We start from the raw sequence: 23796 nt of genomic DNA on the forward strand, positions 1-23796 counted from the left end.
TTGTCAGATGACTTTGAAAAATAAAATTTCGGGATTGCTGTTAGTGTCTTTGTTTGTATTGGTTTCTTTTAATGCTGAAAAAGAAAATCCAATAAAATTAAACGACATTCAAGTCATTGGCAGTCATAATTCCTATAAAATTGCCATCGAAAAGCCGTTGTGGAATTATCTATTTAAAAAGGATTCTGTCTTGGCAAAATCACTGCAATATACTCATATTCCTATTGAAGAACAGTTGGATTTGGGACTTCGAAATTTAGAATACGATGTGTTGTATGATCCTAAAGGAGGTTATTATTCGAATCCTAAAGGTTTGGCTATTGTAAAAACATTAGGAAAAAAACCATTAGAATATGATGCAGCAAATAAGCTGGCTCAGCCCGGATTAAAAATGTTTCATATTCAGGACATCGATTTCAGAAGCCATTATTTATTGTTTAAAGAAGGTTTGGAAGCTCTTAAAAAATGGTCGTTGAAGCATCCCAATCATACACCCATTTTTATTTTGATTAATGCTAAGGATAGTAATAAAAATTTACTGAAGCCTTTGCCTTTTACCAAAAAAGCTTTAGAAAGTATAGATGCTGAAATTCGTTCGGTTTTTGAGGATTCACAACTGATAACCCCTGATTTGGTTAGGGGTAAATTCCATACCTTAGAAGAAGCTGTTTTAAAGAAAGGCTGGCCGGATTTGGATGCGGTAAGAGGACGTTTTCTTTTTGTTTTGGATGAAGATGAAACTAAGATTAACCGATATGTTGATGGGCATCCGGGCTTGAAAAATAGAGTTTTGTTTGTAAATGCGAAAGAAGGAAAGCCTGAAGCGGCTTTTAGAATTGTAAATAATCCGGTTAAGGATTTTGAATATATCAAAGAATTAGTTGCCAAAGGTTATATGGTTCGCACCCGCGCTGATGACGGAACAACCGAAGCCAGAACGAATGATTATAGTAGATTTGAAAAGGCAAAAGCTTCGGGAGCGCAGGTCATTTCAACCGATTATTACCTGCCGTCGACACTTTTTAAATCATCTTATAAGGTGAGTTTTGAAAATAACAGTTTTGAAAAAATTAAAAAAAGCCATCATGTTCAAGAATAAGTTTACTACCATTTTTTTAGTTTTTGTTGTTTTTATTGCAAATGCAGTAAAGGCACAAAACAGCAGTTTTCCTATTGTTTCGGGGAATCAGAAAGCGGGTATTTTAGTAGAAGACAAAGAGCCTAAAGTAGTTCATATAGCTGCAAAAATGCTGGCTGATGATGTATTTTCTATGAGTAATCAACGATTGACTCCCGATAGCTATCGGGATGTGAAGAATAGTTCAGGAACAGTAATTATGGCCGGAACCATTGGACAAAGCAAATGGATAGACGATTTGGTTTCGAAACAAAAAATTACAATTGCTGATGTAAAAGGAAAATGGGAAACTTATAAGATTCAAGTGGTTGAAGATCCAACAGCAGCCATTAAAAAAGCCTTGGTGATTGTGGGTTCCGACAGAAGGGCAACGGCTTATGGGTTATTGGAAATTTCCAGAATGATTGGAGTTTCTCCTTGGGAATGGTGGGCTGATGTGACTCCGGACAAAAAAGAGAATTTGGTTTTAAATATTGAAACGAAAACTTATGGTTCGCCATCGGTAAAATACAGAGGGATTTTCCTGAACGATGAAGATTGGGGATTACAACCCTGGGCCGCTAAAACTTTCGAACCCGAAACAGGGGATATTGGACCTAAAACTTATGCCAAAGTTTTTGAATTGTTGTTGCGATTGAGAGCCAATACCATTTGGCCTGCGATGCACAAAAGTACTAAAGCCTTTTATTCTTTTCCAAAAAACAAAGAAGTGGCCGATGATTATGCCATTGTGGTAGGAACTTCGCATGCGGAGCCGATGCTGAGTAATATCAATGCCGAGTGGAATCACAAAACAATGGGCGAATACCGTTATGATAATAATTCGACGGTAATCAAAGATTTTTTCAAAAAGAGAGCTAAGGAAACAGCGCCTTTCGAAAATATTTACACTGTAGGAATGCGTGGCGAACACGATTCTCCAATGATTGTGGGCGAAGACGATTCGGATTCTCAGGTTAAATTATTGGAAAAAGTAATTACCGACCAAAGAGCGATTTTGAAAAAGACGACGGGAAAAGAACCTAATAAAATTCCGCAGGCTTTTATACCTTACAAAGAAGTATTGGATTATTATCAAAAAGGACTGCAATTGCCGGAAGACGTACAATTGGTTTGGACTGATGATAATTATGGTTACATCCGTCAATTGAGTAATCCAAAAGAACAAAAACGTTCGGGCGGAGCAGGAATTTATTACCATACTTCGTATTGGGGGCGTCCGCATGATTATTTGTGGCTGAATTCGACGAATCCCGTTTTGATGTGGGAGGAAATGGCTAAGGCTTATGAATTTCAATCCCGTGATTTATGGATTTTGAATTGTGGCGATATCAAACCACATGAATACAATATCGAGTTGTTCCTGGATATGGCTTGGGATATGACTCCTTTTGCTAAAAGCCAAAGCGTAAAAACACACATGCAAAACTGGGCTTCGAGGGAATTTGGAACTCAAAATGCTAATTCGATAACTGATTTATTCTTTAACTATTATCGTTTGGCTTTTCAGCGTCGTCCGGAGTTTATGGCCTGGAATCAGGTAGAGCCGGAGACTAAAGTAAAACCAACAGCACTGACTCAAATTCACTATGGGGATGAGGTTTCGAAGAGAATAGACGAATACCAAAGTTTAATGGATGCCGCTGAGAAATTGCAAAAAGAGATTCCTGCGAGTCGTCAAAATGCTTTTTACGAATTGGTGACTTATCCTGTTGTTGGCGCAGCGAGTTTAAATCATAAATGGTTGTATTCGTATAAAAATAAATTTGTAGCCGAACAGGGAAGAGGAAGTGCTGCTTTTTTTGCTACAAAATCAGAAGCGGCTTATAATCGAATTCAGAAAGAAACGCAGTATTTCAATAACGAATTAGCCGGAGGAAAGTGGAAAAATATCATGAGTATGTCGCCACGTTATTTACCTGTTTTTGGCGAACCTACGGCGACTACTGCCGTTGCAGGAACAAAACCTGAATTGAAATTGGCACTGGAAAGCTATGAGATGGAAGTGAATCATAAAACTGAAAATTCGTATTCTGATGTGCTGCCGGTTTTTAACGCTTATGTAAAAAATCAGTATTATATTGATGTCTTTATGAAAGGTGTGGGAGAAGTTTTCTGGCAGGCAAAACCTAAAGCCGATTGGATTAAAATTTCGCAATCGCAAGGCGTTTTGGATAACAATAAAAACAGTCAACAACGCATTTGGGTGAGTATTGACTGGAATAAAGTGCCAAAAGGAGAAAATAAAAAAGAAGCTCCATTGGGACATGATTACCAATTGATTCCACCAAGTTACAAAGTCAATTCGGTAATAGATTTTGTGAGTAAAGACACTTTGATTACTATTGGAGTTTCGGCTTTTAACCCAAAGTTTGAAGCATTAGAAAACTATAAAGGCTTTGTGGAAGACAAAGGATATGTGTCTATTGATGCAGCGAATTATTCGAATAAAAAAGAAGGAAAAGAAGCCCAATGGGAAACTTTTGAAGGTGTTGGATATGCCGGAAAAGTAAGTGTGGCTTTGCCCAGAACGGCTAATTCCGAAGTGGATTTGAAAGCGATAAAAGCCAATAGTCCTGTTATGGAATATGATTTTTATAGTTTTAATTTTGGTCAGGCCAATGTAAAAGTACAAGCCATTCCAACGCATGCTTTTTATCAGGGAAAAGGGGTGCGATGCGCCGTAGCCATTGATGATGCTGAGCCTGTTGTTTTAGATTTTCAAACCTTTGGTCGCAGTGATGAATGGCTACAAAATGTATTGAAAAATGCCACAGTAAAATCGGCAACACAAATTATCAATAAGGCAGGAAAGCATAAATTGAGAATCTGGATGGTTGATCCGGGAGTAATGATTGATCGCGTTTTAATTGATTTGGGAGGATGGAAAGATTCCTATGCTTTTCCAGCAGAAACTAAAATGTAATATTACTTTATGAAAAATATCACTCTGTTTTATAGAATATTAATTCTTTCATTTTTAATTTTTTCGACAGCCAATCAGTTAAAAGCTCAAGAGGCTTTTGGTCCAATTCCTACTGAGAACCAAATGAATTGGCAGGAAATGGAATATTACGCCTTTGTTCATCTTTCTGTAAATACTTATACCGATATGGCTTGGGGATTTGGCAATGAAGATGCCCGTATTTTTAATCCAACAAATTTAGATTGCAGACAATGGGCTAGAATTTGTAAGGAAGCCGGAATGAAAGGCATTATACTTACAGCAAAACATCATAGTGGATTTTGTCTTTGGCCATCAAAATACACGGAGTATTCTGTGAAAAATTCTCCATGGAAAAATGGAAAAGGAGATATTGTACGTGAAATGGCCGATGCCTGCAAAGTGTATGGCTTAAAATTAGGAATTTATTTATCCCCATGGGATAGAAATCATCCTGATTATGGAAAACCGGAATACATTACCTACTTTAGAAATCAATTAAAAGAGTTGTTGACCAATTATGGTGAAATTTTTGAAGTTTGGTTTGATGGTGCAAATGGAGGAGACGGCTATTATGGCGGAGCCAATGAAACTCGTAAAATAGACCGTAAAACCTATTACGATTGGACCAATACCTATAAAATGGTTCGTGAATTACAGCCTAAAATTGTGATTTGGAATGATAATGGAGACAGGGCTGATCTTCGTTGGGTAGGAACAGAAGCAGGCTATGTGGGGAAAACCAATTGGAGTTTATTGAATGCAACGGGAACGGTAACACACGACATGTTGCATTACGGAGTAGAAGACGGTAATGCATGGGTTCCCGCAGAGGTAAATACTTCTATCAGACCGGAATGGTTTTATCATATAAGGGAAGATACAAAGGTGAAAACATTGCCACAATTGATGGATCTTTATTATAATTCCATAGGTCGTAACGGTACTTTGTTACTTAATTTTCCAATTATGCCAAATGGATTGATTCATGAAAATGATGAAAAAGCAGCATTGGAATTTGCACAGGAAGTAAAGAAAGTTTTTGCTGTAAATCTTGCAAAAGGAGCTAAGATAGAAGCTTCAAATGTAAGGGCTAATAGTTCTGATTTTAGAGTAGAAAATGTTTTAGATGCTGATAAAAATACTTATTGGGCAACTGATGATCAGCTAAAATCAGGATCGTTAATTATTTCTTTTGACAAGCCAACCGTTTTTAATCGTTTCCTGGTTCAGGAATATATTAAGTTAGGACAAAGGGTTAAAACGTTTAAGCTTGAAGCTTACGTTAATCAGGAATGGAAGGAATTAGCAAACGAGACAACTATTGGTTATAAACGTATTCTTTGTTTTCCAACAGTAGAGGCGACAAAAATTCGTTTTACAATTTTAGATGCTAAAAGTTGTCCTCTAATTTCAAATATCGAAATTTATAATGCTCCGCAAATATTAACTGCTCCTCAAATTGTTCGCAAACAATCAGGAGAGGTACAGATTATTGCTTCCGATTCAGAATCTGAAATTTATTATACTTTAGATGGTAATACGCCGACTTTGAATTCTAATAAATATAGAAATGAAGTTAAAACGGCAAATGATAAGCTAGAAGTAAAAGCAATTGCATATAGTCCGGCTACAGGGAAAAGTAGTGCTATTGCCGAAGAAAAATTTGATATAGCTAAAAAGAGTTGGAAGATATTGGGTATTGAAGACAAGGACGTTTATCGAATTCTTGATGGAGATCCAAATTCGGTATGGCATCAAAATAAAGAAATGCCGGTTGATGTAGTTATAGATTTGGGTAAAATAGAAAGTTTAGTTGGGTTCAGGTATTTGCCAGACCAAAGTTTACGTTCAAAGGGAATTGTTAGTAAATATAAATTTTATGTTTCTACAGATAATAAAAACTGGGAATTAGTTAATGAAGGAGAGTTTTCAAATATTAATAATAATCCTTTGTGGCAAAATAAATTTTTTAAATTAGCCAAAGCACGCTATATAAAAATTACGGCTTTAGAAAATACTAAAGGAGATAATGTAGCCGGTTATGCAGAAATTGATGTTGTTACGAAATGATTTATAAATGAAGTTAAATTTTAGAAAATTACTATCATTAATTCTTGTGTTTTTAGCTGTTGTTTCCTGTACTTCGGTCAGGAAATTTACACCTAAAAAGGAACAAATTGCATTCTTATCAGATGTTCATTTGCTGGATATTTATGGTACGTTTTCAGATTCGGATTATAAAGGAGTGCTGAATCCTTTGGATGGGAAATATACTTTGGCACGTACGATGAAATCCCAATTGCAGTCTACCCGATTGTTTAACGAAAATTATTTTGCTTTTATTGCTGCTTTGGATGATGTGGCAAAACGAAATATAAAAACCGTCGTTCTTCCCGGAGATTTTAGTGATGACGGACAGCCTATAAACATTAGAGGATTAAAAAAGATTCTGAATGAATATTCGAATAAGTATGGAATTCATTTCATAATTACCACAGGAAATCATGATGTAGCAAAACCCTTTTTGACTGATTCCGGTAAAACTGATTTTCTGGGCGAAGGAGGACGAAATCAAGTGATAATGAGCAAAGCAGGAATGTATGTTCCTAAAAGTTCTGATGAACTTCCTGCGGTGATTACAAAAGATATCGGGACGATGGGTTATGCCGAAGTTTTACAGGAACTGGGTGATTTTGGTTTTTTTCCAAAGAAAACCGATTTGTATTGGGAAACTCCTTTTACTTCATACAATCCAGATAATTATAGTTTCGAAAAAGCATTGGGGCAATCCTCTATAGAAAAAAGAACCTATGCCATTCCGCCTTACAATACACAAATTCCCGATTTGAGTTATTTGGTCGAAACTCAAAAAGACGTTTGGTTTTTAGCCATTGATGGCAATGTGTATGTGCCCAAAGAAGAAGCAAAGGAGCATCCGGAAAATCCATTAAATTACAATAGTGCCAATATTGGTTACAACCAGGTGTTAACACATAAAAAACACCTAATTGCTTGGGTGACTAAAGTGGTTCAGGAGGCAAAAAAAAGAGGAAAAATTTTAATTGCGTTCAGTCATTATCCGATGGTTGAATTTAATGATGGTGCTTCAGCAATGATGAAAGCATTATTTGGAGAAGATAAAATGCAGTTGCATCGAGTGCCCAGTGAAGAAGTGGCGCAAATTTTTGCGGAAGCGGGAGTCCAACTTCATTTTGCGGGACACATGCACATCAATGACACGGGAATTAGAAAATATAAAAACGGAAAGGGATTAGTGAATATTCAGATTCCGTCATTGGCAGCTTATATTCCGGGATATAAAATATTGACCATTAAGAGCAAAAACAAGATGCAAATAAGTACCGTTACTATAGATTCGGTACCGGGATTTAGAACGCTTTTTCCTTTGTACGAACAGGAATATGCTTATTTAAAAAGTACTGGAAATCCGGATATTTGGGACAAAGGCATCTTAGCCGCTAAAAATTATCACGAATTTACGAATTGGCATCTAAAGGAATTAGTCCGAACCCGATTTCTTAAAAAGGATTGGCCTGAAGAATTTAAAGATTTCCTCTTAAAATCGACTGCAAAAGATTTGTATGTTTTCGCTAATGTTTCTGCTTCAAATCAGAAGAAATTTAAAGATAAAAACTGGACGGGTTTTGATATTATTTTCGATTTTTATCGCTTGTATTCTGCTGATGAATTGGCGTTAAAAGATATTGGCGAAGAGCGAATTCGTCAATACAAAATCATTATTGATTCTTATATAGCACATTATAAAAAACAGACTAACCCAACTAACGCTGAAACTTCGTTTTATGAATTTTGTTCTATTTTTAAAAGTTTTCTAAATGGAGCTCCATCAGATAATTTTATCATAAATTTGAAGAGAAATACTATCCGCAATTAATTTTGTGCTAAATCAACTTTATTTATGAAATCTAAATTGATTATCATTTTAGTTTTTTTTATTTCATTCTCTACGTGTATTGGACAGAATATAAAATTCGAACATTATAATGAGAACAATGGGCTTTCCTATAATTCGGTTAGACATATCTTTCAGGATAAAAAAGGATTCTTGTGGTTAGGAACTTTCTTTGGTTTGAATCGTTTTGATGGTTATCAGTTTAAGCCATATATGAGTGCTACTTTAGGTAAGGATAAAATCAATAATGATGATATTACGGCCTTAGAATATGATAAATTAACCAATAATTTATGGATTGGAACTCGAAAAGGCCTCACGCTTTTTAATTTAGAGTTGAATACTTTCAAGGTTTTCCTGCCTCAAAAAAACAATCCAAATAGTTTACCTGATGAAGAAATACGTGCGGTGCATGTAGATAAATATAAGCGAATTTGGATTGGTACAAAAAAAGCAGGTCTTTGTGTTTATGACCCTCAGACGGATCGGTTTTCAAAAATTGATTTAAAGGGATTTGATTATATCAAAGATATTTTTGAAGATAACTATGGAGTTATTTGGATTGGAAGTTATGGGAAAGGCTCTGTTGCTAAAATTAATTTAGGTTCAAGAGGAGAAATTGTAAAAATTACCAGATATATTTTATCGATTCCTAATTCGAAGGAAGTAAATCCCTACATCAATTTTATTTACGAAGATGCTAAATTGGATCTTTTTATAGGTACCCGAGAGGGACTTTATAAATTAGATAAGTCAAGAAACACCTTTGTGAATTTGTATATAAAGGATGGTGCTTTACGGAATAAATTAGGGCCTTATTTTGTTTCGATAGCTCGTGCTCCCGATGGTAAATATTGGGTGGGGACATTAGGAGGCTTATTGGTTTGTGATCAATTGGAAGACATTGCTGTGGGGAAATTCCATCGCTATTATTCGGTTTTGTCTGACAATACTTCTTTGGTGGATAATTTGATTACTGCTTTGTATTTTGATGCTTCGGGTGTGTTATGGATTGGTACCGAAGAAGGTTTGGATAAATACGATCCTTATAGCAATCAGTTTAAGATTAATAAAGATATCTCTTTATACAACGAAAATCAGGCACCAAGTATTAGAGGGTTTTCCAAAACTTATGATGGAAAAGTAATTGCGCTTTCCAGATATAATGGACTTTTTATTTCCAATGATAAAAAATTTGTACCACTTTTTAATCCAAGAAAAGATATTGCAAGTATTTATTCGGCCGATGGTAAAATATTTTATTGTGGTCTATGGGATGGTCAGGTTTTGGTTTATAATTACTTAAATAACAGTTCCAGATTGCTTAATCTTGGGTTTACTAATTCGGTGATTTCTTTTGTGAAATTAGATGCAAATTCTTTGGTGGTGGGATCTTTTGGAGAAGGTGCTGTTGTTTTAGATGCGCAGACATTACAAATAAAAGTGCCCAAAGGAGTTTTACTTCCCAATGTTCAAATTGACAAGATAATAGCTGATAATGCAAATAACTTGTGGTTTGCAACAGAAACGGGAGTTGTTAAATACAATTTGAGTTCTAAAAAACAGCATTTATATTCTAAAGGAAAAACCAAAAAACAGGGCTTGCCAGAAGAAAATGTCAGTGATATTTTGATGGATTCAAGCGGTACAATATGGGCAGCTACAGTAAAGGGACTGGCTATGTATGTGCCTGCAAAGGATAATTTTATTACTGTTTTAGGACAGAAAGATTTTGAAGATAAATGGATTACCGATTTGGCCGAAGATGCTAAAGGATATTTGTGGCTAAATATCAATAATAATAGTGTGGTAAGGTATAAAAAAGGACAAAATACAGTAAATGTATATCATGTAAATAGTGGAAACAGATTGGATGTATTTAGTTCTAAAGGCTTCTTTAATTTTAATAATTCGGCTATTTATTTAGGAGGTAAAAACGGAATTATTTATTTTAATACCAACAGTATAAAAGAAAATAAATGGGCTCCGGCACCTATTATTACTGAGTTTAAAGTTCATAATGAAGAAATTTTTCCGGGAGTTGTTGTAGAAGGTCAGGTGCCTTTGAAAAAGAGTATTAACTATTTGAAAGAAGTGGAACTTAATTACGATAATCGAAATTTCTCCATTCAGTTTTCAGCACCTTCTTATACAAATGAAAGGCTGAATAAATTTGAGTATATGCTCGAAGGCTTTGATAAAAACTGGATTACTACTACCAGCGATTCCAGAACGATTCAATATACCAACCTTAATCCTGCCGAGTATGTCTTTAAAATCAGGGCTCGAAATAGTGATGGAGTCTGGAGTAAAACCACTGCATACAAAATCACGATTTTATCTCCTTTTTGGACTAATAACAAGATATTTCTTTTGTTAGTTATGATTCTTGCAGTATCTTCTTATTACGTTCGAAAAGAAATTAAATCGCGTCTTAAATTAAGACAAGCATTATTATTAGAAAGAGTAAGACGAGATAGCGATGAACGTTTATCCAATGAAAAGTTGCAGTTTTTTACTAATATTTCCCATGAGTTAAGAACGCCTTTGACATTAATATTAGGTCCTGCTAAACAATTATTGGAACAAAATGAAGATTTGGATTATGATAAAGCAAAATTGCATTTGATTTATCAAAATGCCAGTAGGTTGTTGTTGTTGGTAAACCAAATTTTAGATTTCAGAAAGGCACAATCAGGAGAATTAAAATTAAAAGTATCCAAAACCGAAATTGTATCTAATACTCAAACCGTTTTTGATTCCTTTACACAATTAGCAAAGGAAAAAGATATTAATTTTCATTTTAACTGTGAACTTGAAAGTCTAGAAGGATGGATAGATGTTGATAAGTACCATAAAATATTATATAACTTACTTTCTAATGCCTTGAAATTCACAAATAATTATGGAACAGTGGATTTGTTTATTGGAACAAAAGAAAAAGAAGGTGAAAAAATATTGGTTGTTGAGGTAAGTGATGATGGTATTGGTATTCCGCTTGAAAGCCAAAAAAAGATATTCTCCAGATTTTATCAGGTAAAGAGCAGTAAAAAGAATAATACGGGTTCAGGGATAGGTTTGTCTTTGGTGATTTCTTTGGTTGAGGTGCATAGAGGGCAACTGAAATTGAAAAGTGCACCGCTGCAAGGAAGTGTTTTTACGTTAGAATTGCCTGTATCTAAAAACAGCTATAAGAAAAGCGAAGTTTTTGATATTGAATATAAAGAAACGGAAGTTGCTTATGCAGCGGTAGATAAAGTAAAAAAAGGAAATCAAAGTACGGAGCTGAGACAGAATATTTTGGTTATTGAAGACAATGCTGAACTTCGTTCGTTTATTGCCGATTATTTGTCTGAATTTTATAAGGTGAACCAGGCAGAAAATGGTGATGAAGGATTGAATCTTTGCAGAAAAATAAAACCGGCACTTTGCGTGGTTGATGCTATGATGCCTGTTATGGGAGGATTCCAGTTTGTAGAAGCCTTAAAAAATGATGATGATATTAGCCATACGGCACTTATTATGTTGACGGCCTTGTCAGAAAACGAAAATAAAATTAAAGGTTATAATTTAGGAGTAGACGAGTATATGGTCAAACCATTTGATCCTTCTCTATTGAAGACTCGAATTGACAATATTATTAAAACCCGTAGTGAGTTAAAACAAAAATTCTCAGGTGAGGTAGAAAGCGATGTTTCGACACTTACTCATTCTCAGTTAGATATTGATTTAATTTCTAATATTACTGAATTGATAGAGCAAAATATTAGTGACCCTGAACTAACAGCTAATTTTCTGTGTTCCGAATTAGGGATGAGTTCGTCTAAACTGTATCGAAAAATCAAGCAATTGACTGATTTATCACCTAACGAATTTATAAGAACGGTTCGTTTAAAAAAAGCAGCACAGTTGTTAAAATTAAAAGTTAACAATGTTTCGGAAGTGGCCGATAAAGTGGGGTTTAATGATCCTTTGTATTTCAGTAGATGTTTTAAAAAACAATTTGGCTATTCTCCAAGCAGACTAATTAAGTAATTGTTTTTAAGATTTGAAGCTTTGTGAGGACTACTTTTAAATATTTCTTTATTCAAGTTCATTTTTAACGAATATTCAATAAAAAATGTTTTTTGGCATAATTTTGGTAAGTTTTGTTGACTAATTTTAGAATTTAATACATATATTAGCAGATGTTAAAATTAAGAGTATAATTTTTATAAAAACTATTTATTTTTGTTAGATTTTTAAAATTTTGAACAAAATAGTTGTGATTCGATTATTAAGAATTATATTTGTGCAATCGATTACATTTTCTTGATTGCAATTTAATGTATTTTTGTGTTAATCGAATGATTAATAGTGTATTGCGCTTTGTTTTTAAAATATAGCGCTAATTTTTTTGCCTTTTTCGATATCGTTTTCGTATTCAAAGGCTTAGCGGATGAATATTTAACATTAACTAAATTTTATAAACATTTTAATTATGAACCAAACAAACAAAGCTGTTGGAAACTATCGCTGGACAATCTGTTCGTTATTGTTTTTTGCAACAACTATAAATTATTTAGATAGACAGGTTCTTTCTTTAACATGGAGTGATTTTATTGCGCCAGAATTTCATTGGACAAATAACGATTATGGCAATATTACAGCCTTGTTTTCAATTTTTTATGCAGTTTCTTTGTTGTTTGCTGGTAAGTTTGTTGACTTTATGGATACTAAAAAAGGTTTCCTTTGGGCAATTGGAGTTTGGTCTATAGGGGCTTGTTTGCATGCTTTTGCCGGAATTGCAACTTCAGGAATTATCTCAGGAAACTGGTTTGTTGGTTTTGGAGGAGCTAAAGAAGTGATCAGTACGGTTAGTGATACAGCATTGGTGATTAATGTGAGTGTGACTTTGTTTATTTTTGCTCGTTTTGTTTTGGCAGTAGGAGAGGCAGGAAACTTTCCTGCAGCGATTAAAACAACCGCTGAATATTTTCCTAAAAAAGACAGAGCTTTTGCTACCAGTATTTTTAATGCGGGAGCAACAGTTGGAGCATTAGCTGCGCCAATTACAATTCCGTTCATTGCAAAGTCGTTTGGATGGGAAATGTCATTTATTATTATTGGAGCTTTAGGTTTTGTATGGATGGGATTTTGGATGTTCATGTATGATAAACCGGAAAGACATTCAAGAGTTAATGCTGCTGAATTAGAATACATTCAACAAGACGTTGTTGCTGATAGTAAAATAGAAGGTTATGTTCCTGAAACTACAACAAAAGTATCGTTGGCAGATTGTTTTAAATACAAACAAACCTGGGCATTTGCTTTTGGTAAATTTATGACTGATGGGGTTTGGTGGTTTTTCTTGTTCTGGACACCTGCTTATTTGAGTTCTGTTTATGATATGGATTCTACTGAAGCTGCTTTCCCATTATTTGTATTGTACATGATTACTTTGTTGTCTATCATTGGAGGTTGGTTGCCAACATACTTCGTGGAGAAAAAAGGAATGAATCCTTATGAAGGTAGAATGAAAGCTATGTTGATTTTTGCATTTTTTCCATTGTTAGCCTTGGTTGCTCAGCCTTTAGGATATATTTCTTATTGGTTGCCTGTAATTATTATTGGTATTGCAGGGGCAGCACATCAGGCTTGGTCAGCTAATATCTTTACAACGGTAGGAGATATGTTTCCTAAAAAAGCAATCGCTACCATTACAGGTATCGGAGGTTTAGCAGGAGGTTTAGGTTCTACTTTAATTAATAAAGGTTCAGGAGTTTTATTTGATTATACTAAAGAGAGTGAAATGGTTTTTATGGGCTTCAAAGGTATCGAAGCGGGGTATTTTATCATCTTCTCTATTTGTGCAGTTTGTTATCTAATAGGTTGGACGGTTATGAAATCGTTAGTGCCTAAATATGCTCCGATAACGGATTTATAGTTTTAAACAATATCTTTTTTATATAATTTAATAACCCCGAAGTTTTTGCTTCGGGGTTATTTGTTTTAAAGCATTTTGTGATTGTTTTAGAAACGAGGTAGAAATATTCTTGATGTTTTGTTTAGTTGATGGTTTTTTTCGGTGCAAAGTCTTTAAAGTGTAAAAGTGTTGTTATGTTGCTTTAAATTTATTGTTTGAGCGAATTACTTGTGTTTTATTTGTGGATCCTGTGTTAATTAGGGTTTGTAGAAATAAAAGAATAAAACGCAATAAGTTTTTTAAGGTAATATATAAGTTGGTAAAGCTTCAATTGAGTTTATGTGATAAAGTAAATTGAAGAAAACGTTCAATTATTGAGGTAGTAAATGATGGGGTTATAGGTGTGTGCTAATCTGGGGTGTTTCAAGTTAGATATCATGGTAGTTTTTTTACAAATTTTATTGAGGGATTAATCGGCTATGGATTCTTTCCTGGAAATTCTTCGGTTATTAATAGCGTAATAGCGACTAATTAAACCCTTTTTATTAATGTAACACGTGTTAATTAGACGAAAATATAAAATTAAACAATTATTTTTTTTGTAAAATGTAATCGATTGCATTTTTTTTGTAATATTACATAAAAATAAATATAAACGATCTTTTAATGGTTTGTATAAAAAAAGTAAACTTTTTTTATTGTTATAAGAAAAATAGGCGCTTAATGTTGTTAAATTAGTACAAGTTGCTGAGATTGTAATTCGTGTTCTAGAGATGTGATAAAAACATCATTTTACAGGGGTGAAAGAAGATGTGGGTTTGAAAGGGAAAAAATGAAATTGGTGAAGCGTAACCAGTTTTTATTACTCTACAAATGAGAGTTTGGAAATAATAATGCGGGAAACACTAAATTGAAGTATCTGGTTATTAAAAAAAAAATATTAAGAATAGAAACAATTAATTATCAATTACATTTATGGATCCACTAATAATTATTTTGATAGGAACTTTGGTAGTTCTTTTTTGCATTATCGTTTTAAAATTACATGCAGTTATTTCGTTGTTGTTAGCTGCTTTGGTTACTGGAGTGTTAACTTCTCCAGAACTTATATATGAATATGCGATTCATAAAGGAATGTCAGTTCAAGAGGCTCAAAAATTTTCGACTCAAATAATTGGAAATCGATTAGGATTAGCTTTTGGAAATACTAGTGGAAAAATCGGGATTTTAATTGCTTTGGGTTCTATAATTGGATCAGCATTGATGAAGAGTGGGGGTGCAGAACGTATTGTGAGGAGTTTTTTAGGGTTGTTTGGTAGAAAAAATGCTTCTTTAGCTTTAATGAGTGGAAGTTTTTTATTGTCTATTCCTGTATTTTTTCAAACGGTATTTTATTTGATGTTACCGTTGATAAAAAGTTTGGGAATACACAGTCCTAAAAAATACAGTCTTTATTTAATGATGGTTATTGCAGGAGGGGTAATGGCACATTCCTTAGTGCCGCCAGCTGCAGGGCCATTATTTGTTGCCCAGGCTTTAGGAGTCAATATTGGAACCATGATAATTGGTGGATTCGTGGTAGGGATATTCACAAGTTTGTGTGGGTATGTTTATGCACTTTGGGCAAATAAAAAATGGGATTTACCTATGAGGGATACTCCCGATGTTAGTATTGATGATTTAAAAAAGTTGGCTGAAAAACACGATTCAGAGTTGCCGAAATTATGGATTTCAGTTTTGCCGATTATTCTTCCCTTGTTTTTAATAACCGCCAATACTGTATCTGAATTGGATACGAATGTAAATGAGGCAAACGTAAGCGGGTTTCATAAGCATTGGGTTTCTATATTTTCTGTTTTGGGGGATGCAAATATTGCATTAGCTATTTCTGCAGCAATAGCTGTTTCCTTATTGTGGTCAAGACTAAACAATACAAAAGATTTTCAAAAAGTTATAGCTGAATCTATCAGCAGTGCTGGAGTCATCATTTTGATAACTACTGCTGGAGGTGTTTTTGGGCAAATGCTGGAGCAAACGGGAATAGGAATAAAACTAAGTGGTTTTGCAACAACTTATCAAATGGCTGTCATACCTTTGGCCTTTTTTATTACTGCCGCTGTTCGTACGGTACAAGGATCTGCAATGGTTGCCATGGTTACTGCCGCCGGGGTTATGGGTGGAGTGGGTAGTATGGGATTAGGTTTTAATCCTATCTATGTAGCTCTGGCCATAGGGTGTGGTTCTAAAATATTTACATGGATGAATGATAGTGCTTTCTGGATTGTAACTGAAATGTGTGCCATGGAAGAGAAAGAAACGATTCGTCATTTTTCTTTTCTATCAATGGTAATGGGATTTTCAGGTCTAATAATATTAATGATTCTTTCTCAATTTTTACCTTTAATTTAAAATGCAAGTAGCGAATAGTGATATAGTAATAATAACTACTCCCAAGGATAATGTTGGTATAGTAGTAAACCCTCTCGGTTTAGCCGAAGGAACAGTTCTTCAAGAAGGAACAGTTCTCCTGCAATTTGTGCCTTCTGGCCATAAAGTGGCTTTGTGTGATATTGCTGTCGGAAAAGAAATTATTCGATATGCTGAAATCATTGGATATGCCAATAAATTAATTAAACGTGGTGAATGGATTGAGGAATCCAAAATGTCCTTGCCAACCCCTCCGGAATTGCAATTTATTTCTTTGCCGGAAGCTAATGAGATTATTCCGGAAATGGAACCTTTGGAGGGATATACATTTCAAGGGTATAGAAATGCCGATGGCAGTGTTGGCACTAAAAATATTTTAGGAATTACGACCAGTGTTCAATGTGTGGCAGGTCTTACGGAACATTTGGCGAAAAAGATAAAACAAGAATTACTTCCATTGTATCCTAATGTGGATGATGTTGTGGCGCTTAATCATACGTATGGTTGTGGTGTTGCAATAACAGCTCCGGCTGCAATTGTTCCAATTAGAACCATTCAGAATATTGCAAAAAATCCAAATTTTGGTGGCGGAATAATGGTTATTGGTTTAGGTTGTGAAAAGTTAAGGCCAGAAAGTCTTGTTCCGAAAAAGGATGATTCTTCAGAATTTGGAGCCGATGAGAGTTATTCCAGTATTACTTATATGCAAGACGAATCATTTCATGGTTTTAATGAAATGGTTGAAGGTATTATGAAAACGGCTGAAATACATTTAAAAAGTCTTAACAAACGCCAAAGAGAAACATGTCCTGCCTCGGATTTAGTTGTGGGTATGCAATGTGGTGGGAGTGATGCTTTTTCAGGTTTAACAGCTAATCCGGCGGCTGGTTTTGCTGCAGATTTAATAGTTCGTGCCGGAGGAAGTGTAATGTTTTCCGAAGTGACCGAAGTTCGAGACGCTATTCATTTATTGGTTCCAAGAACAATTAATCCTGCTGTGGGAAGAGCGCTTTTGAACGAGATGAAATGGTACGATGATTATCTTTCATTGGGACAAGCTGATCGAAGTGCCAATACAACTCCGGGAAATAAGTTGGGTGGTTTGAGCAATATTGTAGAAAAAGCATTGGGTTCTATTGCTAAATCTGGGACTAGTCCTATTGTAGACGTTCTTAGCCCTGGCGAAAGAATTCGTCGCAAGGGATTGACATTTGCTGCCACACCTGCCAGTGATTTTGTCTGCGGAACATTGCAATTGGCATCCGGAATGAATATGCATGTATTTATGACAGGAAGAGGAACGCCTTACGGTTTATCAATGGTACCTGTCATAAAAGTGGGATCAAATTCTAAATTAAGTCAAAGATGGTTTGATTTAATTGATTTTGATGCGGGCAAAATTGCCAGTGGTGAAAAAACAATTGAGGAAATGGGATGGGAACTTTTTTTATTAATCCTGGATGTTGCAAGTGGTAAGAAACAAGTTGCCTGCGATGTTCTTGGATTGCATAATGATTTGGTTTTGTTTAATCCTGGGCCATTAACATAAAATAGTAGTATGAATTTTTAAAATTATATAAAATGGGATCTTATACAAGAATTGAAAATGCATTGCGGGATGGATTATTGTCATTTCCGGTTACGGATATGGATGAAAATGGACAGTTTAATGCCAAAACTTTTACAGACAGGCTAGAGTCGTTTGTAAGTTATGGAGTTTCTTCTGTATTTGTTGCTGGAGGAACAGGCGAATTTTTTTCATTGTCCAGGGAAGAATACAAACAAATCGTGGAAATTACCGCCAAAACCATTAATGGAAGAATTCCAACAGTATCAAGTGTTGGTAGAAGTATTCCTGAAGCAATTGAATTTGCAAAGATGGCTGAGGTTGCCGGAATTGATGCTTTGCTTTTAATGCCTCCATATCTTACGGAATGTGCTAAAAGTGGTGTTATGGAATATGCAAAAGCAATAATGCAAAACACAAAATTACCGGTAATTTATTATAACCGTGCCAATGGAATTTTGTCGGCAGAACAAATACAAAAACTTGCTGATGCTTGTCCTAATTTTATTGCCTTGAAAGATGGTACCGGAAATATGGAAGAAATAAATACAACGATAAAAACTATTGGGGATCGTTTGGTTTATATTGGAGGAGTGCCTACAGCCGAAATTATTTCGGAAGCTTATTTGTCAATAGGTGTGAATACCTATTCTTCAGCGGTTTTTAATTTTGTTCCTAAATTAGCGGTTCATTTCTACAAGTCTTTAAGAGCGGGGGATAAAGAAAAAGTAAATTTAATTATAAAAGAGTTTTTTATTCCTTTCATTCAGTTAAGAAGTAAAAGACAAGGATATGCTGTTAGTTTGATTAAGGCAGGTACAACACTAATAGGAGAAAGTGCAGGAAATGTACGTTTTCCTTTAGAAATGCCATCTGAAGATGAAGTGGCAGAACTTCAAAGAATTATTGATAAAGCTGAAGAACTTATCAATTAATATAAAAAAAAATAAAAATGAGTAATCTCGGAAAATTCTACGCAGTAAATCCTGTTAATAATGAGTTCTTGGATGGAGAGTTTGTAAATGCAACGGCGGATCAGGTTGATGCTACAGTAGAAAAAGCAATTAAAGCTTTTGATGTTTACAGAAAGAAAGATAAAGACAGTATCGCTAATTTTTTAGAGCGAATTGGTGAAGAAATTTTAAGCTTAGGTGATGCTCTTTTAGAAAGATGTCATTTGGAAACCGCATTGCCATTGGCAAGGTTGCAGGGAGAAAGAGGAAGGACTATTGGTCAATTGAATTTATTTGCTTCGGTAGTAAGAGAAGGTTCTTGGGTAGATGCTCGTGTAGAGACGGCTATTCCAAACAGAGCTCCATTGCCTAAATCGGATATTCGACACATGTTGTTGCCGTTAGGACCTGTAGCGGTATTTGGAGCAAGTAATTTTCCTTTGGCGTTTTCTGTAGCAGGAGGTGATACGGTATCTGCTTTGGCGGCTGGTTGTCCTGTTGTTGTAAAAGCGCATCCTGCACATCCCGGAACATCAGCAATGGTAGCCAGTGCAATAGAAAAAGCAATAAACGATTGCGGAATGCCGGAAGGTGTTTTTTCTTTAGTACAAGGAAATACCAATGAGGTGGGTGAGGCTTTAGTAAAACATTCTGGGATTAAAGCGGTTGGATTCACGGGGTCGTTCAAAGGAGGAAAAGCATTGTTTGATATTGCGAACACAAGATCAGAACCTATTCCTGTTTTTGCTGAAATGGGAAGTACAAATCCAGTTTTTATTTTGCCAGATATTCTTAAAGAAAAAGCAGAGGCAATTGCTGCAGGAATGGCAGGTTCAATAACTCAGGGTGTTGGTCAGTTTTGTACTAATCCAGGTTTGACATTTGTTCAACAATCGGATGCGGCAAATAAATTTGTTACGGACTTGGTTTCTAAAATAAATGAAGTTCCTGCTTCAACAATGTTAACGGCAGGAATTAATGTAGCTTACGATAAAAAAATAAAAAGCACTTTAGAAATTGATAATGTCGAAGAAATTGCTACTGGAAAATCAGTGGATTCTTTAAACAGTGCTAAAGCTAGGATTTTTAAAGCATCAATAGAAACGTTCTCTCAAAATCACGCATTAGCAGAAGAGAATTTTGGTCCGTCAAGCGTAATTGTAGAAGCGCAAACCAAAGAACAAATTCTTGATGCTGCCAGAAATCTTGAAGGTCATCTAACGGCAACAATCCATGGTACTGATGCTGATTTTGCTGAATTTGGAGAGTTGTTTGATATCTTGGAATTGAAAGTAGGGAGGATTCTAATTAATGGTTACCCAACAGGTGTTGAGGTTTGTCATTCAATGGTGCATGGAGGGCCGTATCCTGCTACTACAGCTTCTCAAACCACATCAGTAGGTACAAATGCAATTAAGCGTTTTGCCAGGCCAATATGTTATCAGGATTATCCGGATGCATTATTGCCTAATGCGCTTAGGAGTGGTAATCCTTTGAATATTTGGCGAATGGTTAATGGGAATATGGAAAAGTAAATACATTTTAAAAAGGATAAAGCAAGATGCTTTGTCCTTTTTTTATGTTTTATTTTTTGTTTCTCATGAAATATCTTGCATTATTTTATAAAAGAATCGGGATTATATGCCAGTTAGATAATGGATAAAATAATGGAGGTTATTTAAAATATTTTTGTTACTTTTCCAGACTAATAAAATCAAAAAAAAAGTACGTCTTTTTAGCTAAAATCCTTAATTACATTTATGTTTTTTTATAATTGTAACAATTTTTTAGCAAATAGAGTAATATTTATTTGGCGAAAAAGTTTATTTTTGCAATCGATTACATTAAAGACAAAGTTATGACAAATTATAGTTCTAGATACGCTTCTAGCCCTCAAGCAGTAAAACAATACGACACCAAACAATTGAGAGAAGAATTCTTAATTGATAATTTGATGCAAGAAAATGAAATTACTTTCACTTACTCGCATTATGACAGGTATATTACCGGTTCGGCTGTCCCTGTAAAGGATTTGACTCTTGAAACGATCGATCCTTTAAAATCAAGCTACTTTTTAGAGCGTAGAGAAATGGGGATTATCAATGTTGGAGGAAATGGTTCTGTTGTTGTTGAAGGGGAATCATACGAACTAGGTTTTAAAGATGCTTTATATATAGGTAGCGGAAATAAAGAAGTAATTTTTAAAAGTGCTGATCCTAAAAATCCAGCTAAATTTTATATTAATTCTGCTCCGGCTCACACCACTTACCCTACAGTAAAAGTGAGTTTAGCTGAAGCTAATAAATTAAACTTAGGTGCAATGGAAACGGCTAATCACCGTACAGTGAACCAAATGATTATTGGAAGTGTGGTTACTACTTGTCAATTACAAATGGGAATGACTGAGTTAAATCCGGGAAGCGTTTGGAATACAATGCCTGCTCACGTACATGATCGTCGTATGGAGGTTTATTTTTACTTAGACATTCCTGAAAATCAAGCGGTTTGTCACTTTATGGGTGAGCCACAAGAGACAAGACATATCTGGATGAACAATCATCAGGCGGTTATTTCTCCACCATGGTCTATTCACTCAGGATCAGGAACTTCTAATTATACTTTTATCTGGGGTATGGCTGGTGAAAACCTGGATTATGGAGATATGGATGTTTGTAAAATCACTGATTTAAGATAATCAATATGAATTTATTTAATTTAAAAGGAAAAAGAGCCCTTATCACTGGAGGAACTCATGGTTTAGGATTAGCCATGGCCGAAGGTTTAGCTCAGGCAGGTGCTGAACTTGTTGTTACAGGAACAACGCCTTCTAAAATGGAAGAAGCGTTGACTTATTATAAAAGCAAAGGTTACACAGCTTCAGGCTATTTATTTGATGTAACCAATGAAAAGGAAGCTGCTGAGAATGTGGAATTGATTACTAAAGAATTAGGTGCAATTGACATATTGATTAATAATGCAGGAATTATTAAAAGAGAATTGGCTATTACAATGCCGGTTAGTGATTTTAGACAAGTTATTGAAGTAGATTTGGTAGGTCCTTTCATTATGTCGCAATTAGTGGCTAAACAAATGATCGAACGTCAATCAGGAAAAATTATCAATATTTGTTCTATGATGAGTGAATTAGGCAGAACAAACGTTTCGGCTTATGCTTCTGCTAAAGGAGGATTGAAAATGTTGACCCGTAACTTGGCTACTGAATGGGCTAAATATAATATTCAGGTAAACGGAATTGGTCCTGGTTATTTTGCAACTACACAAACAGAACCTATTCGTGTGAATGGAAATCCATTTAACGAATTTATCATCAGTAGAACTCCTGCTGGTCGTTGGGGAGATCCTGAAGATTTGGCTGGAGCAACAGTATTCCTTGCTTCTGAAGCTAGTAAGTTTGTTAATGGACAAATTATTTATGTTGATGGTGGAATTTTGGCTACCATTGGTAAACCATCAAATGAAAATTAATATTTTAAGTAAATTATAATGAGCACTTTTATAAACGATAACTTTTTATTAGAAAATAAATTCGCAGAAGAATTATACCATAATTATTCTAAAAACCAACCTATTATTGATTACCATAATCACTTGAATCCACAGTTTATTGCTGAAGATAAGATTTTCAACAATATTACTGATGTTTGGATTAAAGGTGATCACTACAAGTGGCGTGCAATGCGTACTTTGGGAATCAACGAACAATTTGTTACTGGTAATGGTTCTGATAAAGATAAATTTTTAAACTGGGCAAAAACAGTTCCTTATACAATGCGTAATCCATTGTACCACTGGACCCACTTAGAGTTAGCTCGTTATTTTGATATTACTGATTTATTAAACGAAAAATCAGCTGAAAGAATTTATGATGAGACTTCGGCTAAAGTAAATTCTGCTGAATACAGCACAAGAAACTTGTTGCGTAAAGTAAATGCTGAATTAGTATGTACTACTGAAGATCCAATTGACAGCTTGGATTTCCACGAGCAATTAGCTAAAAGTGATTTCAAAACTACAGTAAGTACTGCTTTTAGACCAGACAAAGCAATTTTGATTGCTAATGACGGATATAACGAATATCTTGATATTTTAGGACAAAAAGCTTCAATTTCTATCAATACTTATGCTGATTTATGTGCCGCTTTAAGGAACAGAATTGAGTATTTTAATGCTAATGGTTGTCAACTTTGTGACCACGGATTAGATCAAATTTATTTTGAGAACTATACTGAAAGCGAAGTAAATGCTATTTTCAAAAAGAAAAGAGAAAACCAAGCTATCAGCAATGAAGAAGCTTTGAAATTCCAAAGTGCTATCTTAGTATTCTTATGTGAAACTTACCATGAATTTGGATGGGTTCAACAATTTCACTTAGGAGCTCTGAGAAATAACAATGCGCGTATGCACCGTATTTTAGGACCTGATACTGGATGGGATTCTATTGGAGATTATCCACAGGCTCAAAAATTATCTGCATTCTTAAATGCTTTAGATAGTAAAGATAAATTGACTAAAACTATTATTTATAACCTGAATCCAGCGGATAACGAAGTGATGGCTACGATGATTGGTAACTTCAACGATGGAAGTGTTAGAGGTAAAGTACAATTTGGCTCAGGATGGTGGTTCTTAGATCAAAAAGATGGTATGACAAAACAATTAAACGCTCTTTCTAATATGAGTTTGATTAGCTGTTTTGTAGGTATGTTGACAGATTCAAGAAGTTTCTTGTCTTTCCCAAGACACGAATATTTCCGTCGTATTCTTTGTAACCTTTTAGGTGATGAAATCAAAAGAGGAGAGTTACCAGCTTCTGAAATGGAATGGATCGGAAAAATGGTTTCAGACATTAGCTATGGTAATGCTAAGGAATATTTTAAATTCCCGGTAAAATAATTAAAGTATAA

At 34.8% G+C, this 23796-nt stretch carries 13 protein-coding genes; all 13 read left to right on the plus strand.

What is annotated here, in order from left to right; translation table 11 throughout:
- Positions 1-7 precede the first annotated feature (7 nt).
- Entirely contained in the window at positions 8-1099 is a 1092-nt protein-coding gene (locus tag EOD40_RS12835) for a phosphatidylinositol-specific phospholipase C1-like protein (protein ID WP_128196152.1), read from the plus strand.
- On the plus strand, positions 1086-4064 hold the full coding sequence (locus tag EOD40_RS12840) for a glycosyl hydrolase 115 family protein (protein WP_164905479.1): 2979 nt from the start codon (positions 1086-1088) through the stop codon (positions 4062-4064). Before EOD40_RS12835 ends, EOD40_RS12840 begins: the two co-directional genes overlap by 14 nt.
- Positions 4065-4073: 9 nt before the next feature.
- A complete protein-coding gene (locus EOD40_RS12845) occupies positions 4074-6155 on the plus strand; it encodes an alpha-L-fucosidase (RefSeq protein WP_196781443.1) in 2082 nt (693 codons plus the stop codon).
- A 7-nt stretch (positions 6156-6162) separates the two neighbouring features.
- Entirely contained in the window at positions 6163-8001 is a 1839-nt protein-coding gene (locus EOD40_RS12850) for a metallophosphoesterase family protein (RefSeq protein ID WP_128196156.1), read from the plus strand.
- Between the two features lie 24 nt (positions 8002-8025).
- Positions 8026-12054 carry a two-component regulator propeller domain-containing protein gene (locus EOD40_RS12855; RefSeq protein ID WP_128196157.1) on the plus strand — a complete coding sequence of 1343 codons (4029 nt, stop codon included), beginning with the start codon at positions 8026-8028 and terminating at the stop codon, positions 12052-12054.
- 445 nt (positions 12055-12499) lie between these two features.
- A complete protein-coding gene (locus EOD40_RS12860) occupies positions 12500-13945 on the plus strand; it encodes an MFS transporter (protein WP_128196159.1) in 1446 nt (481 codons plus the stop codon).
- A 954-nt stretch (positions 13946-14899) separates the two neighbouring features.
- Positions 14900-16333 (plus strand): GntP family permease, encoded by a 1434-nt coding sequence (locus tag EOD40_RS12865; RefSeq protein ID WP_128196161.1) that lies wholly within the window; start codon positions 14900-14902, stop codon positions 16331-16333.
- Between the two features lies 1 nt (position 16334).
- Complete coding sequence (garD, locus tag EOD40_RS12870) at positions 16335-17900, plus strand: galactarate dehydratase (protein ID WP_128196162.1); 1566 nt, start codon at positions 16335-16337, stop codon at positions 17898-17900.
- A 32-nt stretch (positions 17901-17932) separates the two neighbouring features.
- The gene (locus tag EOD40_RS12875) at positions 17933-18853 is read left to right on the plus strand and encodes a 5-dehydro-4-deoxyglucarate dehydratase (protein WP_128196164.1); all 921 of its coding nucleotides are present in this window, start codon (positions 17933-17935) and stop codon (positions 18851-18853) included.
- Positions 18854-18870: 17 nt separating this feature from the next.
- Complete coding sequence (locus EOD40_RS12880; RefSeq protein WP_128196166.1) at positions 18871-20406, plus strand: aldehyde dehydrogenase (NADP(+)); 1536 nt, start codon at positions 18871-18873, stop codon at positions 20404-20406.
- Between the two features lie 323 nt (positions 20407-20729).
- The gene (gene kduI, locus EOD40_RS12885; RefSeq protein ID WP_128196168.1) at positions 20730-21566 is read left to right on the plus strand and encodes a 5-dehydro-4-deoxy-D-glucuronate isomerase; all 837 of its coding nucleotides are present in this window, start codon (positions 20730-20732) and stop codon (positions 21564-21566) included.
- A 5-nt stretch (positions 21567-21571) separates the two neighbouring features.
- Entirely contained in the window at positions 21572-22357 is a 786-nt protein-coding gene (locus EOD40_RS12890; protein WP_128196169.1) for a gluconate 5-dehydrogenase, read from the plus strand.
- An 18-nt stretch (positions 22358-22375) separates the two neighbouring features.
- On the plus strand, positions 22376-23785 hold the full coding sequence (uxaC, locus tag EOD40_RS12895) for a glucuronate isomerase (protein WP_128196171.1): 1410 nt from the start codon (positions 22376-22378) through the stop codon (positions 23783-23785).
- Positions 23786-23796: the final 11 nt, after the last annotated feature.

It is taken from the genome of Flavobacterium sufflavum, assembly GCF_004016525.1.
Lineage (GTDB): Bacteria > Bacteroidota > Bacteroidia > Flavobacteriales > Flavobacteriaceae > Flavobacterium > Flavobacterium sufflavum.

Coding starts and splice junctions, on each gene's coding strand:
- EOD40_RS12845 (WP_196781443.1), top strand. CDS start 4,074: ATGAAAAATATCACTCTGTTTTATAGAATATTAATTCTTTCATTTTTA.
- EOD40_RS12875 (WP_128196164.1), top strand. CDS start 17,933: ATGGGATCTTATACAAGAATTGAAAATGCATTGCGGGATGGATTATTG.
- EOD40_RS12835 (WP_128196152.1), top strand. CDS start 8: ATGACTTTGAAAAATAAAATTTCGGGATTGCTGTTAGTGTCTTTGTTT.
- garD (WP_128196162.1), top strand. CDS start 16,335: ATGCAAGTAGCGAATAGTGATATAGTAATAATAACTACTCCCAAGGAT.
- EOD40_RS12890 (WP_128196169.1), top strand. CDS start 21,572: ATGAATTTATTTAATTTAAAAGGAAAAAGAGCCCTTATCACTGGAGGA.
- uxaC (WP_128196171.1), top strand. CDS start 22,376: ATGAGCACTTTTATAAACGATAACTTTTTATTAGAAAATAAATTCGCA.
- EOD40_RS12855 (WP_128196157.1), top strand. CDS start 8,026: ATGAAATCTAAATTGATTATCATTTTAGTTTTTTTTATTTCATTCTCT.
- EOD40_RS12850 (WP_128196156.1), top strand. CDS start 6,163: ATGAAGTTAAATTTTAGAAAATTACTATCATTAATTCTTGTGTTTTTA.
- EOD40_RS12865 (WP_128196161.1), top strand. CDS start 14,900: ATGGATCCACTAATAATTATTTTGATAGGAACTTTGGTAGTTCTTTTT.
- EOD40_RS12860 (WP_128196159.1), top strand. CDS start 12,500: ATGAACCAAACAAACAAAGCTGTTGGAAACTATCGCTGGACAATCTGT.
- EOD40_RS12840 (WP_164905479.1), top strand. CDS start 1,086: ATGTTCAAGAATAAGTTTACTACCATTTTTTTAGTTTTTGTTGTTTTT.
- EOD40_RS12880 (WP_128196166.1), top strand. CDS start 18,871: ATGAGTAATCTCGGAAAATTCTACGCAGTAAATCCTGTTAATAATGAG.
- kduI (WP_128196168.1), top strand. CDS start 20,730: ATGACAAATTATAGTTCTAGATACGCTTCTAGCCCTCAAGCAGTAAAA.